Here is a 17,100-nt window from a genome sequence, read left to right as displayed (position 1 = left end):
TAATCCTCGATAGCTCAGCGGTAGAGCATCCGGCTGTTAACCGGAGGGTCGTAGGTTCGAATCCTACTCGGGGAGCCAACATGGCCCATTGGTCAAGCGGTTAAGACACCGCCCTTTCACGGCGGTAACAGGAGTTCGAGTCTCCTATGGGTCATCCTTAAACTTGCCGACGTGGCTCAATTGGCAGAGCAGCTGACTTGTAATCAGCAGGTTATCGGTTCGAGTCCCTTCTGGGTCGCCATTATTACTATACTATCATGGGCGCATAGCTCAGCTGGGAGAGCACCTGCCTTACAAGCAGGGGGTCATAGGTTCGAGCCCTATTGCGCCCATCATGAATGAAAAAATATTAATTGTATATAATAAGTATATGCCGACGTGGCTCAATTGGCAGAGCAGCTGACTTGTAATCAGCAGGTTATCGGTTCGAGTCCGATCGTCGGCTTTATGTGGAGGGGTTCCCGAGTGGCCAAAGGGGGCAGACTGTAAATCTGTTGTCAGCGACTTCGAAGGTTCGAATCCTTCTCCCTCCACCATTTTATAATATCGCGGAGTGGAGCAGTCTGGTAGCTCGTCGGGCTCATAACCCGAAGGTCGTTGGTTCAAATCCGGCCTCCGCAATTAAGCCCAGATAGCTCAGTCGGTAGAGCAGAGGACTGAAAATCCTCGTGTCGCTGGTTCGATTCCGGCTCTGGGCACCATTTTTACATAATTTACGGGGGCTACTAGCTCAGTCGGTAGAGCACTGGACTTTTAATCCAGGTGTCCCGGGTTCGAGTCCCGGGTAGCTCATCAAAGGTCATAGAATATTCTATGACCTTTTTTGTTTTAAAATAACGGGAAATTTGGTATACTGTAAATATAAAACTAGAAATAACTTATAGGATTGATTTTATGAATAAAGCACCTTTGTACCAAAAGTTAATAGAATATAATAAAGAGGTTTATCCTTTTCATATGCCTGGCCATAAATTAGGAAGAGGCCTAGATAATCCTTTTTTAACTTTATTAGATGTCACAGAAGTTAAGGGCATGGATAATCTATATGAAGCCCAAGGAATAATAAAGGAAGCTCAAAACCTAATGGCTAAAACCTTTGGAGCAGATGAAACCTTATTTTTAGTCAATGGTTCTACAACAGGGGTTATAGCCTCAATATTAGGAGTGTGTAATCCAGGGGATGAAATGATTATAGCACGAAATAGTCATCATTCTACTTATCATGGGATGATTTTAGGGGATGTTATCCCTAGATATATTAATCCTAGGATTATAAAGCCCTATGGATTATTGGGAGGAATATCACCTGAGGAAGTAGAAAAAACCATAAAGCTCTATCCCAGGATTAAAGCCATTTTTATTACTAGTCCTACATATGAGGGATTTACTTCTGATATTAAAAAAATTGCTGATATATCCCATAAGTATGGAAAGATACTGATTGTGGATGAGGCCCATGGCGCTCATTTTAAATTTCACTCAAGTTTTCCCGATACCGCCCTAAATAGTGAGGCCGATATTGTAATTCAAAGTCTTCATAAGACTTTACCTGCTCTTACCCAAAGTGCTCTTATCCATTTTAAAGGAAATAGAGCTAAGGGAGAGAGAATAAGACAAATAATAAGAATGATTCAAACTAGTAGCCCTTCTTATATTTTTATGGGTACAATGGATTTGCTTAGAAAAAATCTAGAAGATAAAGCTGAAAGCTTTTTTAAAAGATATATAGATAATATACTTACATTAAGAGAGAATTTAATGAGCCTAAATAACATAGGTCTTTTGGGGGAAGAGTTAAATAATCAGTATGATATCCATAAAATTGACATTTCAAGATTAGTTTTTTATACTGGAAGAAGTAATAAATCAGGTATAGAAGTTGACGGCATTCTAAGGGACCAATATAAAATTCAAGTAGAATTATCTAGTGAAATCCACCTTGTTGGTATTTCTACCATATCAGATACCTTAGAGGGGTTTAACTTACTTATAAATGCAATGATGAATATTGATGAGAAATTAATGTTAGGGAAGGAAAAATCCGATATAATTAATACAACATATCCTAATTCCAATATTATAATTTCTCCAAGGAAAGCTTTCTATGCACCTAAAAAGTCCATAAAATTAGTAGAATCTATTGGAGAAGTATCAGGAGAATTTGTGGTTTTTTATCCTCCAGGCATTCCTTTATTGTCTCCAGGGGAAGAAATTACAAAGACACATATAGAACAAATTAAGAAGAGAACAAATAAAAAGACCATAGATATTATTACGGGGTGAATTAATGAAAGGTTTATTTATTACTATGGAAGGACCTGACGGTTCGGGAAAATCAACTCAGATAGGGGAAATAAAAAAGTATTTCTTAAGTAGGGGTTATGAAGTTATCATTACAAGAGAGCCTGGAGGAACAGATATTAGTGAACAAATCAGAAATATTATTTTAGATACAAATAATAAAAAACTATCCAATATGACCGAGGCTCTTCTTTATGCAGCATCAAGGGCACAGCATGTGGAAGAAAAGATAAAACCAGCTTTAGAAGATGGAAAAGTTGTAATTAGTGACCGATTTGTAGATTCTAGTGTTGCTTACCAAGGTTATGCTAGAGGGCTAGGGGTAGAATTAATAGAATCAATTAATAAATTTGCCTTACAGGGAATAATACCAGATATAACTTTCTTTTTCGATATAGAACCTAAGAAGGCTATGGATAGAAAATTAAATCAGAAATCTCCAGATAGGTTGGAAGGGGAGCATTTATCCTTTCACAATCTTGTATATGAAGGTTACAAGATGCTATTGAAATGCCATCCCGATAGAATAAAGATCATTGATGCACGAAAACCGGCAGAGGAAGTTAAAAACCAAATTATAAAAGAAATCAATAAATTTTTAGAGGAGGGGTAATATGAAATTAGTAACTGCTATAATTCATGATGATGATGCCCATGGAGTGATGGATGAACTTAGTAAAAAAGGATTTGGGGCTACAAAGTTAGCTAGTACGGGAGGGTTTTTAAAATCGGGGAATACCACTCTTTTTATTGGAATAGAAGATGAAAAAGTTCAAGAAGTCATGAATATAATAGAAGAAAAATGTAAGAGCAGAAGACAAGTAACTACCGCCAATTTACCTCCAACCAATATTACGGAAGGTTATATTCCTTATCCTATTGAAGTAACCGTAGGTGGAGCTACGATTTTCGTATTGGATGTAGAAAAGTTCAAAAAAATCTAGTTTTAAAAAGGGGAAAGTTCAATGGATATGAAAGTAGGGCCAATTCAAACACCTAATATACAAGGCACAAAAGAAGTAAAAGAAAAGGTAGGAGAAAAAGATTTTGCCTTTACTCTTCTAAGTAAAATTGATGAATCGGAACTTCAGCATAAATTAGGAAAAATGATAGATGATATAACTATCCAAGGTAAAAAATTAGCGGACCATATGGATGTTAAGGATCTAAAGAAATATAAAATTATGGTTTCCGAGTTTATGAATGAAGTGGTATCTAGATCCCATCAGTTTTCAAGGGAAAATTTTCTAGATAAAAGGGGAAGGCATAGGGTTTATGGCATAGTTAAAAAGGTTAATGAAAATTTAGATGAATTGGCTCAAGAGTTAATAACAAAAGAAAAGGATCATTTAAGAATATTATCGAAAGTAGATGAAATCAGGGGATTGCTCCTAGATATAATGACGTAAAGCAAACTTTTCAAAGAATATTAAAAGTTTATTATAAATAATATTCATTATTTAAAAGAACCAACTTTAAAGATTAACTACTGTTATATTTAAGGTTGGTTCTTCTTAGATGATTTTATAATAATCTATAGACGGGAGTTTTTAAATGAATACCTTTGAAGAAATAGTAGGGCATAAAGAAGTAATTAAAAGCCTTCAACAGGGGATTAAAAACAAGAAAATATCCCATAGCTATATAATTGATGGACTAGATGGTATCGGTAAAAAAACCATTGCTTTTACCTATGCAAAAACCCTTCAGTGTCTTAAGGGGGGGATTACCCCTTGTAATGAATGTACTTCCTGTAGGGCTTTTGATTCATTAAACCATCCCGATGTTTTTTTTATAACCCCAAGTAAAAGAAGTTTGGGAGTAGACCAAGTTAGGGATAATATTCAAAAGGATGTAGAAACAAAACCATATAAGTATAAATACAAGATATATATTGTAGAAAATGCTGATAAGATGACCATACAGGCTCAAAATGCCCTTTTAAAGACCATAGAAGAACCACCACCATATGGAATTATAATTCTTATTTCTACTAATATTAAACAATTTCTTCCTACAATTATATCAAGATGTTTCCTTATAAAATTAAAGCCTTTAAGGTTTGATGAAATTAAGGAATATTTTATTTCGAATAATCAAGTCCAAGATGGGAAAATTGATTTATATATACCATTTTCTGACGGGAGCATTGGTAAAGTAAAAGAAATAATGAAATCGGATTATTTTACTAATGCTAGGGATAATATAATTAGGTGGTCAGAGGAAATTCGAAATGAAAACCTAATAGATTTATTTGAAATACAAAAAGAAATGGAAAGTTATAAAGAAGAAATAAATTTTTTATTAGACCTAATGTACATTTGGTATAGGGATATCTTATTTATTAAACAAACGGGAAATAATCCATATATAATAAATAAAGATAAAATGAATGAGTTATTGAATATGAGTACAGATTTATCTTATAATAGAATAGATAAATCCCTAAGGGCTATCGAGAAGGCAAAAAGACAGCTTAGTCAAAATGCTAATTTTCAGCTGACTTTAGAAGTAATGTTACTAAGCATAAAGGAGAATGATAATGATTGATATAATTGGAGTTCGTTTTAAACGAGCCGGTAAAGTATACTACTTTGATCCGGAAGGTCTGGAAATAGAAAAAGGGAGCCATGTTATAGTGGAAACAGCAAGGGGAGTAGAGTATGGTACTGTAATCATATCAAACAAGGCTGTCCCCGAGGAACAATTATTGCACCCTTTAAAAAAGGTTATCAGAATTGCATCTGAAGAAGATGATAAAATAGAAGAAGAAAATAAGAAAAAAGAAAAAGAAGCCTTTGATATATGTAAAGAAAAAATAAAAAGTCATAATCTAGATATGAAGTTGATTGATGTAGAATTTACTTTTGATAATAATAAAATAATGTTTTATTTTACCGCAGAGGGTAGAATTGACTTTAGAGAACTCGTAAAAGATTTAGCATCTATTTTTAGGACAAGGATTGAGCTTAGGCAAATTGGGGTGAGGGACGAAACGAAAATGATGAACAGTATAGGGATATGTGGAAGGCCCTTATGTTGTTCCAGTTTTTTATCGGAGTTCCAGCCGGTGTCTATAAAGATGGCAAAAGAACAAAATTTATCCCTAAACCCTACTAAGATATCAGGGGTATGTGGAAGGCTAATGTGCTGCTTAAAATATGAAGAGGAAACCTATAAAGAAATTAATGAAAAACTTCCCGATATAGGACAAGAAGTAATGACACCGGATGGACAAGGGACGGTACTATCAGTTAATGTACTTCGTCAACTAATAAGGGTTGCTGTTATTAAAAAAGAAGGAGATACGGAAGTGGCTATATATCCTGTAGAAGATATCAAATTTAATCCTTCTCTAAAGAAGAAGGAAGATAATGATATAATAATAGAGGAAGAACTTAATGAATAATATAACATTAAAAGAGGGAGAGCGGGTAGATGATCTTAACTTAAATGGATACCATATCATACAAAATCCCAATTATTTTTGCTTTGGAATGGATGCAGTATTGCTTTCTTCTTTTACAGAAGTAAAAGAAGGGGAAATAGTTCTTGATCTGGGAACGGGTAATGGGGTTATACCCATTTTACTAGAGGCAAAAACCAAAGGTCATAAGTTTATTGGTATTGAGATCCAACCTCAAAATGTAGACATGGCAAGAAGAAGTGTATTATTTAATGGATTAGAGGATAAAGTAGAAATACACAATCAAGATATAAGGAATGTTAAAGATTGTTATAATAATGATTCTTTCGATGTTATTACATCCAATCCTCCTTATATGAATGAGGGGGGAGGCCTCCTTAGTATAAATGAAGCAAGAACTATAGCAAGGCATGAAGTATTTTGTTCCCTAGAGGATGTGATAGGGGCTGCTGCCTATTTGCTAAAAAATAAGGGGCGTTTTTACATGGTTCACAGGCCCCAAAGACTGGTAGATATAATAGAGATTTTAAGAAAATATCGCCTTGAACCAAAGAAGATGCAATTAGTTCATCCTTATATCGGTAAGGCACCTAATATGCTTCTTATAGAGGCAATTAAAAATGCAGGACCTTTACTTAAGGTTTTAGAGCCCCTTATTATTTACAATGAAAAGAGGCAGTATACAGAAAAGATAAAGGAATTATATAAAGAAAAAAGGGGTTAATAAATGTTAGGAATATTGTACTTATGTGCGACACCCATAGGGAATTTAGAAGATATAACCTATAGGGCCGTAAGAATATTAAAGGAAGTGGACTTAATAGGGGCAGAAGATACAAGACGTACCAAAAAGCTTTTAAACCACTTGAATATTAACACACCCCTAACTAGTTACCACGAACACAATAAGATAAATAAGGGACCTATTCTTATTGAAAAGCTAAAAAAAGGATTAAACATTGCTCTTGTAACTGATGCAGGGACTCCGGGAATATCAGATCCTGGGGAGGACTTGGTTAAACTCGCATATGAAAATAATATAAAAGTTGTCCCTATACCAGGGGCATCAGCAGTTATCTCGGGACTTATTATTTCGGGATTATCCACTGAAAAATTTGTTTTTGAAGGCTTTTTGCCAATAGAAAATAAAAAAAAGAGGGAGCGGTTGAGTATCATATCACAGGAGGATAGGACCATTGTATTATATGAAGCTCCCCATAGGCTTTGCAAGACTCTAGAAGCCCTGTATAAGACCTTAGGTAATAGAAATATATCAATAATAAGGGAACTTACAAAACAGTATGAAGAGGTTAAAAAAACCACATTTGAAGAGGCTATACCTTTTTACAAAGAAAATGAGGCAAAAGGAGAATTTGTTTTAGTCATTGAAGGAATAACGAGGGAAGAAATTAATGAAATAGAAGTAAGAAAATGGGAAGCTATAACTATTGAAAAGCATTTTAAACAATACTTAGAGACGGGCAAGAACCAAAAAGATGCGATGAAACAAGTGGCAAAAGATAGAGGAATAAGTAAAAGAGAAGTGTACCAGATAATTCATAAGATAAAATAAAAAAAGCCAATTATATTGGCTTTTTTTATTTTAATTCCATTCCTGCAAGTCTTACAAGTTCAAGGATTGTATCTCTAGAAATTTTCTTTCCTTTATAATAAATTAAATCATCCATACTACCAGTAAAGATATCCGCTGGTTCATATTTTTTTAAGATAATTTTATCATTATCTACAAAAATTTCTAATGCATCTTTTTCGTGAATATCTAGATTTCTTCTTAATTCAATTGGAAGAACAACTCTTCCTAATTCGTCTACTTTTCTTACAACACCTGTTGATTTCATACTATATCCTCTCCTCTTTATATTTCTTTTTTCGACATATTAATACAATATCAGAATACCATAATTAACAATAAAAGTCAACAATAAAAATGAAATTTAAAGAACAAAATACAATATTAGTTATATAAATCACTTTAAAAAGGGTGTTTTTTGTAGAAAGATATTTTTAATAAGAAAATGCATTTGGAAAAATAATCTAATATACACTTTTTAGTAAATAAAGTGATAAATTAACTGGAAAAATAACTTTAAGTAATTTTCGACAATTCGACAAAAATCAGATTAAACATATAAGAAAACTAAAGATAGGGCTTGTTCATATTTTAATAATAAAGTCATATATATAAAGAGAGGATTTTTAAAGTTTATATAGGGTGGGGAATATATGTTAAATTATTTATGGGGGTTTATGATTTTAATAGGAATTGTAGTGGCTGCTTTTACAGGAACAATGGGGGAGGTAACCAATACAGCAATAAACTCTTCGAGGGAAGGGGTAGAGGTGTGCATTAAGCTTTTAGGGGCTTTGGCTTTTTGGATGGGCATTATGGGGATAGCCGAAAAATCTGGGCTCATTAATGTTCTAACAGAAAAAATAAGGCCTGTTTTAAGGTTCTTGTTTCCAGATATCCCCGATGGCCATAAAGCACAAAAATACATAGCTACAAATTTAATTGCAAATATATTGGGCCTTGGCTGGGGGGCTACTCCACCGGGTTTATTGGCAATGAAAGAATTACAAAAATTAAACCTTAAGAAGGATGAGGCCAGTAATGCTATGTGTATGTTTTTAATTGTTAATATTTCCTCTGTACAACTTATTTCTATAAATATTATAGCCTATAGATCTCAATACGGTTCAATTAATCCATCAGAGATAATCGGACCTTCCATATTAGCTACTCTTATATCGACTCTGACGGCAGTTGTGTATGGGAAAATCATGGAAAGGAGGAAAAGAGTTTGAAATGGATTTTTTATATATCAGATTTTATGGTCCCAGTAATAGTAATGGGGGTACTTACCTATGGGTTATTGAAAAAGGTTAATATATTTGATGTGTTCGTAGAAGGAGCAAGGAAGAGTGTAAATACCATTTTGACTATTATGCCCACTTTAATAGGCCTAATGATTGCTGTGGGAATCATTAGGGTATCAGGAACCCTAGGTTATATTGAAAGAATACTTAAACCTTTATTTGCTTTTACTTCTTTTCCATCGGAATTAATTCCTCTTACAATATTAAGAAGTATCTCTTCTTCTGCTAGTTTAGGATTGGTTTTAGATTTATTTAAGCAGTACGGACCAGATTCATTCATTGGAAGGTTTGTTTCTATTATGATGGGATGTACAGAAACAATTTTTTATACTATGTCAGTTTACTTTATGTCTATTGGGATTAAAAAGACCAGGTATACACTTTCAGGAGCAATAATTGCTAATCTAGCGGGGGTAGTTGCCTCTTTTTATATTACCTTATGGATTTTTGGAAAATAAAAAGAAGCCCATGGCTTCTTCTTATTTTAGTTCATTAACAACCTTTTTAAGTGCCTGTAAAGCTTCATCAGGAAGTTTGTCGAATCCTTCTCTTACTGTTTTTTTAGATTCGATGAATTTTATCCTATCTTCCATTCTTTTCTTTAATTGATCTGTATATTCAGAGTCATTTAAATCAGGAATAAAGCCTTCAATTTCGAGGATTTCTATATCAGAGAAGTTTGCCCAAGGCTTAAACTGAGCATCTCCTTCAATAATAGCCTCTAATGCTCCTAAAGTAACAGCAGGGGTTACTTTCTTATCCATAAAGAATCCTGTGTTTAAAATATAGCAATCAATATGTCTGTCATGGAATAAAGCCTTAAATTTGTTGTAATCATCTGCTAATGGATATGTTCTAAATGGGTTGGCATAGGGCTCTACAACTAATGCATTAGGATCTACACCTGGTGCAAGTCTTTCAGCAGTAGTTCTTTTTGTTGCTAGGGTAGCTCCCATAACAGAAGCAAGTTCTGCTCCTTTTAATTTTACAACAGGAGGAAGGGTTGGATCCTTCATTAACCAGAAGATAGCATTAACTGGTTCGTCGAATTTATCAACACGGTTAGGAGACCATAACTTAGATTTTACTGCTCGGCCATTTCCATTTCTGATATCTTCTGTAACGATGACCACTTTACCGTCTTCATCTATAGTTGCAGCATTATTTTGTACAGTTAATAAGTATTTGTTATCTTCGGAAACTAATGGGTAGTCTTGGGTTTTGTCAAAGTAAGCAGGTTCTAGAGCAACAGAAGAGCTGTCCTCAGTGGAAATAACAAAGGCATCATCATGAAGAACTGTGATATTATATTTATCATTATGGCGGGCATGGGTAATAGTAGATTTACCTGAACCTGAAAGGCCAAATACACCAGCAACGAATTTATTTCCATTAGATAAATTGTAACGTTTTTGTCCACCATGACAAGATGCATATCCATTACGGTTTGCAATAGCCCATCCAAGGGTTAAGGTGCCTTTTTTGTGCTCACCGAAGTATCTCATTCCAAGGATTGCAGCGCAGTTATGGGCAGGATCAAAGCATGAAAGGCCCATTGGGTGTTCTGGATGAGACCAGGTAGGATCAGAGAATACATAGATATCTCCTTCATATTTTAGTTTATTAGATCTTTGGTACATATTGAAGTATTCATCGGTTATATATTGGAAGTTAAGCATCCAAGAATACATAATGTTTTCTTGACCTTCTGGTATTAATAAATGTGCTTTTACCATAAAGTCTTCATGAAGTCCCACATAAACTTCAGCATGGTACATTTTGCTATTACGAGATCTGTAAACAGCTTCGCTAATCTTAAGAGCGTATTCGTTAGTATTAACTCCTGGTTCACCAATGATTTTTCTAGCTGCTGCAGCACGACCGCTAACAGCACCATCGTTAAAAAGTAGTACCTTAGCATCTGCATCTAAGCCAATAGCTTCTGGATTATAAACAGGCATATCTGTTACAATGGTTCCAGGGGAAGCAGCAGCTAATTTGTAAGCTTCTTTTAACGAAGTAACCTTAACTACATTATTACCATAAAAAGGTGTTTCGATAGTTGCTCTAATCTGGGAGAAAATAGGGTTGTCCGCCCCAATTTGGTCCCTTTGAAATCTTGCTTGAGTCGCCATAAATTAATCCTCCTTGTTAATTTATTTATGTATTTATATGGGAAAAAACAAATAAAACTTTCAAATTTTCCCCATTTTAATAATACATAATTTGTCCTAAGGGTGTCAAGTAAATAGTAGAAAAAATAGTAATAACTAAACTTTAATCTATATTCTAAACCTATAAGTTAGTATATATACATTAAAGATAAACATACTTTATATATAATGGTAAAAACTAAAAATATAAGGTTTTGCATTTTTCATTTAAAGGATATATAATATTTTTTAATATGTTAGAGGAGATGGAGGAGTACAATGAGTAAAAAAACCTACTATATTACAACACCTATTTATTACCCTAGTGATAAGCTACATATAGGTCATTCCTATACTACCGTAGCCGCCGATACCATGGCAAGATATAAGAGACTTAGGGGTTTTGATGTAAAATTTTTAACTGGGACCGATGAACATGGTCAAAAAATTGAGCGTATTGCCAAGCAAAAAGGCATGCCTCCAAAAAAGTATGTTGATTCAATTGTAACATGGATTAAAGAATTGTGGAAGATAATGGATATAAGTTATGATAATTTTATTAGAACAACTGATGATTACCATAAAAAAACAGTTCAAAAAATATTTAAAAAGCTTTATGAAAAGGGAGATATTTATAAAAGTTCCTATGAAGGTTGGTATTGTACCCCCTGTGAAGCTTTTTACACAGAAAGGCAACTACACGAAGGTAAGTGCCCAGATTGCGATAGGGAAGTCGAGAAGGTAAAGGAAGAAAGTTATTTTTTTAAACTATCAAAATATCAAGATCGATTAATTGAATATATAGAAAAAAATCCTGAATTTATTCAGCCAAACACAAGGCAAAATGAAATGATCAATAATTTTTTAAAGCCTGGGCTTGAGGATTTATGCGTATCTAGGACTTCATTTAAATGGGGAATACCCATTGAATTTGATCCAGGGCATGTGGTGTATGTATGGGTAGATGCCTTATCTAACTATATAACAGCCTTGGGGTATTTATCTGAAAGAGATGAAGAATATAAAAGATATTGGCCTGCAGATGTTCATTTAGTAGGAAAAGAAATTGTTCGTTTTCATACTATTATATGGCCAGCCCTTCTTATGGCATTAGGAGAGCCATTACCAAAACAGGTATTTGGTCACGGATGGCTCGTAATAGACGGAGGAAAGATGTCAAAGTCAAAGGGAAATGTAGTCGATCCAAAGGTGTTAGTGGATCATTATGGTTCCGATGCCATTAGATATTTTTTACTTAGGGAAGTTGCCTTTGGACAAGATGGAAACTTTAGCAATGAAGCATTAATTCAAAGAATAAATGCAGATTTAGCCAATGATTTTGGTAACCTTATATCAAGAACCATAGCCATGGTTGATAAATATTTCAGTGGTACTTTGATAGAAGATAAAAAGCCTTCACCCTTTGATTCCGATATTAAAGCCATGGCCTTAGAAACTGTATCTAAAGTAGAAGAACATATGGAAAAACTTCTATTTAGTGATGCCTTAATAGAGATTTGGAGTTTAGTTAGAAGAGCCAATAAATATATAGATAAAACGACTCCCTGGATTTTAGCTAAGGACGAAGCTAGAAGGGACGAGCTTTCTAATGTTTTATACAACCTAGGTGAGGTTATCCGTATTGCATCTATACTCGTTCACCCCTTTATGCCAGCAACTCCCAAGAAGATATGGGAACAGCTAGGAATAATAGAGGGACAAATGACAACTTGGGATAGTACAAAAACCTGGGGTATGCTTCCTCAAAACTTTACTGTAAGAAAAGGTGAAATATTGTTTCCAAGAATTGATATAAAACTGGAATTGGAAAAATTAGAAGAAGCCCAAAGGAAAACTAGGGAAGAATTTGTTGCAAAAACAAAAAGTAACGGGAAAAATGCTGAATACATTTCGATTGATGATTTTGCCAAAATGGATCTTAGGATAGGAGAAGTCCTTAGCTGTGAAAAGGTAGAAAAAGCTGATAAACTTCTAAAATCTCAGATTAAAATAGGAAAAGAAACAAGACAAATAGTTTCTGGTATTGCAAAGCACTATACCCCCGAGGAAATGGTAGGTAAAAAGGTCATAGTAGTATGCAATTTACCACCTGTAAAATTAAGAGGAATACTATCCGAAGGAATGATATTAGCAGCATCCGATGAAGATGGAAATTTAGTTTTGGCATCGACTGATAAAGATATTGAAAGCGGAGCGAAGGTGAAATAATGTATTTTGAATCCCATGCCCATTATGATGATAAGGCTTTTGATGAGGACAGAGAAGAACTTTTAGAAAAGCTTCCCATAGAGGGGATTGACTATGTTATACAGGTGGCTGCTAATGTTTCTTCATCCAAAGCTGGAATAGAATTGGCTAAGAGATATGAATATATTTATTGTAGTATAGGGGTTCATCCCCATGATGTTAAGGAATTAAATGAAGATAACTTTAAGCAGTTAAAGGGCCTTTCTAAGGAATATAAGGTAGTAGCCATCGGGGAGATAGGTCTTGATTATCACTATGATAATTCCCCTAGGGATTTGCAAAGGCATTGGTTTGAAAGGCAATTAAATTGGGCAAAGGAAATAGAATTGCCAGTTATCATTCATAGTAGGGAAGCAAGCTATGAGACCTTTGATATTATTAGTAAAGTAAAACCACGAAAAGGGGTTATACACTGTTATTCTGGTAGTGTAGAAATGGCTAAGGAATATGTTAAAAAAGGGTTTTATATAGGGATTGGAGGGACAACTACTTTTAAGAATGCAAAGAAGGTTATAGAGGTAATCAAAGAAATACCCCTATCTTCAATTCTCATCGAGACAGATGCCCCTTATCTTAGCCCCGTGCCCTTTAGGGGAAAGAGAAATGATTCAACTAATTTAAGATATATTGTCGAAAAAATAGCTAATATTAAGGATGTAGATGTTAAGGAGATAGCAAGGATAACAAAGGAAAATGGTAGAGAGTTGTTTAAAATTTGAGAAATATTAAGTTTATATTACAAAGGAAAATATAAAAAATGATGAACCAGAATATAAAAAAGGGCTCAAAGCCTTATATATTCTGGTTTTTTCATATATTAAGAAAATGTAAAATAAGTTTTACAAAATAATAAAATATTTATGAATAAGTTGTAAAATACCTGTATATAATAGAGATATCAAGGATTACAGGGATTTGGAATTAATATACATTTAAAAATTTGACAATCCATAGTTTCCCATCTATAATACCAAGGTATCAATTTGGATGCAGGAGGTACAGAAATGAATCAAAAAACAAGAACCTTATTTCTCATTATGGTCATGTTTTTACTAGGCTCAAGTAGTGCAACAGCATATCAATTGATGTTAAAAGAGGTAACTGTAATTGACAATAATAAATCTACCCTATATAGGACACCAAAGTCTACAGTAGAAACCTTTTTACAAGAACAAAGCATCATTTTAGATAAAGATGATGAGCTTAATGTGACCATGCATGAGAATTTGGTAGAAGGAATGACCATCAAAATAATTAGAGCAATCCCCATTGATTTAACTATAGACGGAAAGGAAGAAGAAATATATACTAAAACAGAAACTATAGAGGATTTCATAAAAGAGCAGGGAATTATGTTAGGGGAGAGGGGAAGCATAAATAACTCCCTTAACGATAAAATTTTACCCCATATGAAACTAGAAGTTAGGACCCATAGAGAAGAAGTTGTTACGATAGAAGAAGAGATACCCTATAAGACACAAATTATAGAAACACCTAACTTACCCATAGGGGAGAAGGAATTAATCAACCAAGGAGCCAATGGCTTAAAAGAGGTTACAACAAAGGTTGAGTATATTGGGGAGGATGAACAAAAGAGCGAAGTAATTGCTGAAATAATCCTAGAAGAACCTCAAGATGAAATTATAAAAATAGGTGCTGAAAATGTAATTGAGGGAATTGACGGAAAGTCATATAAGTACACAAAAGAAATAATAATGAATACTACTGCCTATACAGCAAGTTATGCAGATACAGGGAAAAATCCGGGGGAGCCGGGATTTGGCATTACTGCTACAGGAACTAGAGCAAGGGTAGGAACAGTTGCTGTAGACCCAAGGGTAATCCCCCTTGGAACTAAATTATATGTTGAAGGGTATGGATATGCAGTAGCAGAAGATACGGGGGGAGCTATCAAAGGAAAAAAGATTGACTTATACTTTGATACAAAAAAGGAAGCCCTGCAATTTGGAAGACAACAAAGAAAAGTATATATATTAGTACAATAGCCAAAGCCGAAGGTATTCGGCTTTTTGTAGGTTATAAAAAGGATTGAAAAATGGAGGAGAAACCATGGAATTAATCGCAACTCCTAATAAGACAAAAGAAATATTAAATAAATATCCTTTTATTTTTAGAAAAAAATATGGTCAAAACTTTTTAATTGATACCCATGTATTAAATAAAATAATAAATGGTGCACGAATTACAGATGAAGACTGCATATTAGAAATAGGACCTGGAATAGGGAGCCTAACCCAAGTATTATCCCAGTATGCAAAAAAGGTTATTGCTATAGAAATAGACAATCAGTTAATACCTATATTAGGTGAAACCCTTGGGGAGTGCAAAAATATAGAAATAATCCATAATGATATCTTAAAAGTAGATATTAAAAAATTAGTAGAGGATAAAAACGGAAATAAGCCGATTAAGGTAGTAGCTAACCTCCCGTATTATATAACAACTCCCATTATTATGGGACTCTTAGAAAATAACCTTCCAGTTTCAAGTATAACTGTAATGGTCCAAAAGGAAGTGGCAAAGAGGCTAATAGCTTCCCCTAATAATAAGGATTATGGGGCAATTACCCTTACCACAGCTTACTATGCAAAATCTAGTATCATAGCAAAGGTACCGAGAAATTCTTTCATACCAAGACCTAATGTAGATTCTGCCGTGATACATTTAGAAGTTCTAGAGAAGCCTTCAGTAGAGGCCATAGATGAAAGGTTGTTTTTCAGAATAATAAAGGCCTCTTTTTCCCAAAGAAGAAAAACCCTTATAAATAGTCTTATAAATAATAATATAACGACCCTTTCTAAAGAAGAAATGGGTGGAATATTTAAAGGTTTAGGGTTTGATGAAAAGATTAGAGGAGAAATGCTATCCATTCATGATTTTGCTAAGTTGTCTGATGCACTAAGTAAAGAATATTAGCATATTTTTAGAACTTCCCCAATATATTATAAAGACAAGGTATGAAATGGGGGAGTTAAATTGGAAAAGCGTAATTATCGAACTTTTATTATCTTAAAACAGGACACAAGAGGGTATTCCTTTGCTAATAAAGAGCCCTCTGGATATTGCAAAATAAACTCCTATGGTAATAAAGCTAAAGTACAAATATATGTGCAAGATTTAAAGCTTATTCCAAGGGAAAAAGGATATAGAGCTTTTTTGCTTGCTAATTTACCGGAAGGCCCCAAACAAATTCTCATAGAATCTTTTTATGTGGATGAAAAAGGGAAAAGAGATATAAATATAGAAGTAGATAGGGGAGATGTAGGGGGGAGTGGCCTCTCTATAGATAAATTCGAGGGAGTAGTTATTTTAACCCATGAAAACTCAATACCACTTGTAGGTTTTAAAAAAGAACCATTTCCATGGAAGATAAATAATAATGAAGAACTTCCAAAGGAAGATGAAAAGACAGAAAAAAGTTTTACCAAAGAGGAGCAAGTCGAAAATGAAGAGCCTATAAAGAGGATGTCTGAAGAAATTCCTAAGGAAAATAAGGAAGATAAGGAAGATAAAGAAGAAGATTCTAAGTTAGATGAAGAGGAACCATCCTATTTTATACCTGATAACAAATGGCAATTTCCAAGGAATGAGCCTAAAAAAGAAGATTTCCTAAGGAAGATTCTAGAAGGGAATATTAGAATGAATCCCTTTGAAAAACCCAGTGAAGGTATGGAATGGTATAGGATTTCATATGAAGAACTTCCCCTCATTTTAGATTATCCGTGGCGATGGTACAGTAATCCGTATCTTCTTGTAGGGGCTAAAAAATATAACCATCTTTTACTTGGCCAAAACAAAGAATTAAATACTTACTGCTTAGGTATTCCAGATATTTACTATCCTAATATGGTAGAAAGAGCCAAGGTCTTTGGCTGTAGTAGTTTTCTATGTTGTAGGGATGTAAAACCAACCACAGGAGAATATGGTTACTGGATTATTGAATTACCCATTAGACAAGAATAAGGCAACGAAAGTTGCCTTATTCTTAATTCTTTGAGATATGCTCTGCGGCTTCCTTGACTTTATCCTGAT

General features: G+C 34.0%; 17 protein-coding genes and 8 tRNA genes. 23 read left to right on the top strand and 2 right to left on the bottom strand.

Features of this window, described 5'->3' with window-relative positions:
* Nucleotides 1-3 precede the first annotated feature (3 nt).
* From GX308_08340 to rsmI, 16 genes are all read left to right on the top strand, one after another.
* Nucleotides 4-78 (top strand) — tRNA-Asn (locus tag GX308_08340).
* Between the two features lie 4 nt (nt 79-82).
* A tRNA-Glu gene (locus GX308_08335) sits at nt 83-154 on the top strand.
* A 105-nt stretch (nt 155-259) separates the two neighbouring features.
* Nucleotides 260-332 (top strand) — tRNA-Val (locus GX308_08330).
* A gap of 40 nt (nt 333-372) precedes the next feature.
* Nucleotides 373-445, top strand: a tRNA-Thr gene (locus GX308_08325).
* 6 nt (nt 446-451) lie between these two features.
* Nucleotides 452-536: transfer RNA gene (locus GX308_08320), tRNA-Tyr, on the top strand.
* A gap of 11 nt (nt 537-547) precedes the next feature.
* Nucleotides 548-621 (top strand) — tRNA-Met (locus GX308_08315).
* 4 nt (nt 622-625) lie between these two features.
* A tRNA-Phe gene (locus tag GX308_08310) sits at nt 626-701 on the top strand.
* A gap of 18 nt (nt 702-719) precedes the next feature.
* Nucleotides 720-792: transfer RNA gene (locus GX308_08305), tRNA-Lys, on the top strand.
* Between the two features lie 102 nt (nt 793-894).
* Nucleotides 895-2,283 carry an aminotransferase class I/II-fold pyridoxal phosphate-dependent enzyme gene (locus tag GX308_08300; protein ID NLK22065.1) on the top strand — a complete coding sequence of 463 codons (1,389 nt, stop codon included), beginning with the start codon at nt 895-897 and terminating at the stop codon, nt 2,281-2,283.
* 4 nt (nt 2,284-2,287) lie between these two features.
* A complete protein-coding gene (locus tag GX308_08295; GenBank protein ID NLK22064.1) occupies nt 2,288-2,914 on the top strand; it encodes a dTMP kinase in 627 nt (208 codons plus the stop codon).
* A 1-nt stretch (nt 2,915) separates the two neighbouring features.
* Nucleotides 2,916-3,245: a hypothetical protein gene (locus GX308_08290; GenBank protein ID NLK22063.1), complete on the top strand. Its 330-nt coding sequence runs from the start codon at nt 2,916-2,918 to the stop codon at nt 3,243-3,245.
* Between the two features lie 21 nt (nt 3,246-3,266).
* Entirely contained in the window at nt 3,267-3,710 is a 444-nt protein-coding gene (locus tag GX308_08285) for a YaaR family protein (GenBank protein ID NLK22062.1), read from the top strand.
* A 145-nt stretch (nt 3,711-3,855) separates the two neighbouring features.
* Nucleotides 3,856-4,851, top strand: a complete 996-nt coding sequence (gene holB / locus GX308_08280) for a DNA polymerase III subunit delta' (GenBank protein ID NLK22061.1) — start codon at nt 3,856-3,858, stop codon at nt 4,849-4,851.
* Entirely contained in the window at nt 4,844-5,710 is an 867-nt protein-coding gene (locus GX308_08275) for a stage 0 sporulation family protein (GenBank protein ID NLK22060.1), read from the top strand. Before holB ends, GX308_08275 begins: the two co-directional genes overlap by 8 nt.
* Nucleotides 5,703-6,452, top strand: a complete 750-nt coding sequence (locus GX308_08270; GenBank protein ID NLK22059.1) for a tRNA1(Val) (adenine(37)-N6)-methyltransferase — start codon at nt 5,703-5,705, stop codon at nt 6,450-6,452. Before GX308_08275 ends, GX308_08270 begins: the two co-directional genes overlap by 8 nt.
* A gap of 3 nt (nt 6,453-6,455) precedes the next feature.
* The gene (gene rsmI, locus GX308_08265) at nt 6,456-7,301 is read left to right on the top strand and encodes a 16S rRNA (cytidine(1402)-2'-O)-methyltransferase (GenBank protein NLK22058.1); all 846 of its coding nucleotides are present in this window, start codon (nt 6,456-6,458) and stop codon (nt 7,299-7,301) included.
* A gap of 25 nt (nt 7,302-7,326) precedes the next feature.
* Here rsmI and GX308_08260 read toward each other — a convergent pair whose 3' ends face one another.
* Nucleotides 7,327-7,587, bottom strand: coding sequence for an AbrB/MazE/SpoVT family DNA-binding domain-containing protein (locus tag GX308_08260; protein ID NLK22057.1), 261 nt, complete (start codon nt 7,585-7,587; stop codon nt 7,327-7,329).
* Nucleotides 7,588-7,972: 385 nt separating this feature from the next.
* Between GX308_08260 and GX308_08255 the strand changes: the two genes are divergently transcribed.
* Together GX308_08255 and GX308_08250 are read left to right on the top strand one after the other, a co-directional pair.
* Nucleotides 7,973-8,554 (top strand): nucleoside recognition protein, encoded by a 582-nt coding sequence (locus GX308_08255; GenBank protein ID NLK22056.1) that lies wholly within the window; start codon nt 7,973-7,975, stop codon nt 8,552-8,554.
* Nucleotides 8,551-9,084 (top strand): spore maturation protein, encoded by a 534-nt coding sequence (locus GX308_08250; GenBank protein NLK22055.1) that lies wholly within the window; start codon nt 8,551-8,553, stop codon nt 9,082-9,084. The genes GX308_08255 and GX308_08250 overlap by 4 nt, the downstream gene beginning before the upstream one ends.
* Nucleotides 9,085-9,105: 21 nt before the next feature.
* Here GX308_08250 and GX308_08245 read toward each other — a convergent pair whose 3' ends face one another.
* Entirely contained in the window at nt 9,106-10,761 is a 1,656-nt protein-coding gene (locus GX308_08245; protein ID NLK22054.1) for a phosphoenolpyruvate carboxykinase (ATP), read from the bottom strand.
* A gap of 297 nt (nt 10,762-11,058) precedes the next feature.
* Here GX308_08245 and metG point away from each other — a divergent pair, with 297 nt between their 5' ends.
* From metG to GX308_08220, 5 genes are all read left to right on the top strand, one after another.
* A complete protein-coding gene (metG, locus tag GX308_08240) occupies nt 11,059-13,008 on the top strand; it encodes a methionine--tRNA ligase (protein NLK22053.1) in 1,950 nt (649 codons plus the stop codon).
* Nucleotides 13,008-13,766: a TatD family hydrolase gene (locus tag GX308_08235; GenBank protein NLK22052.1), complete on the top strand. Its 759-nt coding sequence runs from the start codon at nt 13,008-13,010 to the stop codon at nt 13,764-13,766. The genes metG and GX308_08235 overlap by 1 nt, the downstream gene beginning before the upstream one ends.
* Before the next feature lie 285 nt (nt 13,767-14,051).
* Nucleotides 14,052-15,053: a DUF348 domain-containing protein gene (locus GX308_08230; protein ID NLK22051.1), complete on the top strand. Its 1,002-nt coding sequence runs from the start codon at nt 14,052-14,054 to the stop codon at nt 15,051-15,053.
* Between the two features lie 64 nt (nt 15,054-15,117).
* Nucleotides 15,118-15,984 (top strand): 16S rRNA (adenine(1518)-N(6)/adenine(1519)-N(6))-dimethyltransferase RsmA, encoded by an 867-nt coding sequence (gene rsmA, locus GX308_08225; GenBank protein NLK22050.1) that lies wholly within the window; start codon nt 15,118-15,120, stop codon nt 15,982-15,984.
* A 60-nt stretch (nt 15,985-16,044) separates the two neighbouring features.
* The gene (locus tag GX308_08220) at nt 16,045-17,031 is read left to right on the top strand and encodes a hypothetical protein (protein NLK22049.1); all 987 of its coding nucleotides are present in this window, start codon (nt 16,045-16,047) and stop codon (nt 17,029-17,031) included.
* Nucleotides 17,032-17,100: the final 69 nt, after the last annotated feature.

It is taken from the genome of Candidatus Epulonipiscium sp., from assembly GCA_012519205.1.
Lineage (GTDB): Bacteria > Bacillota > Clostridia > Lachnospirales > Defluviitaleaceae > JAAYQR01.
This window is presented reverse-complemented; position numbering and strand designations above follow the sequence as displayed.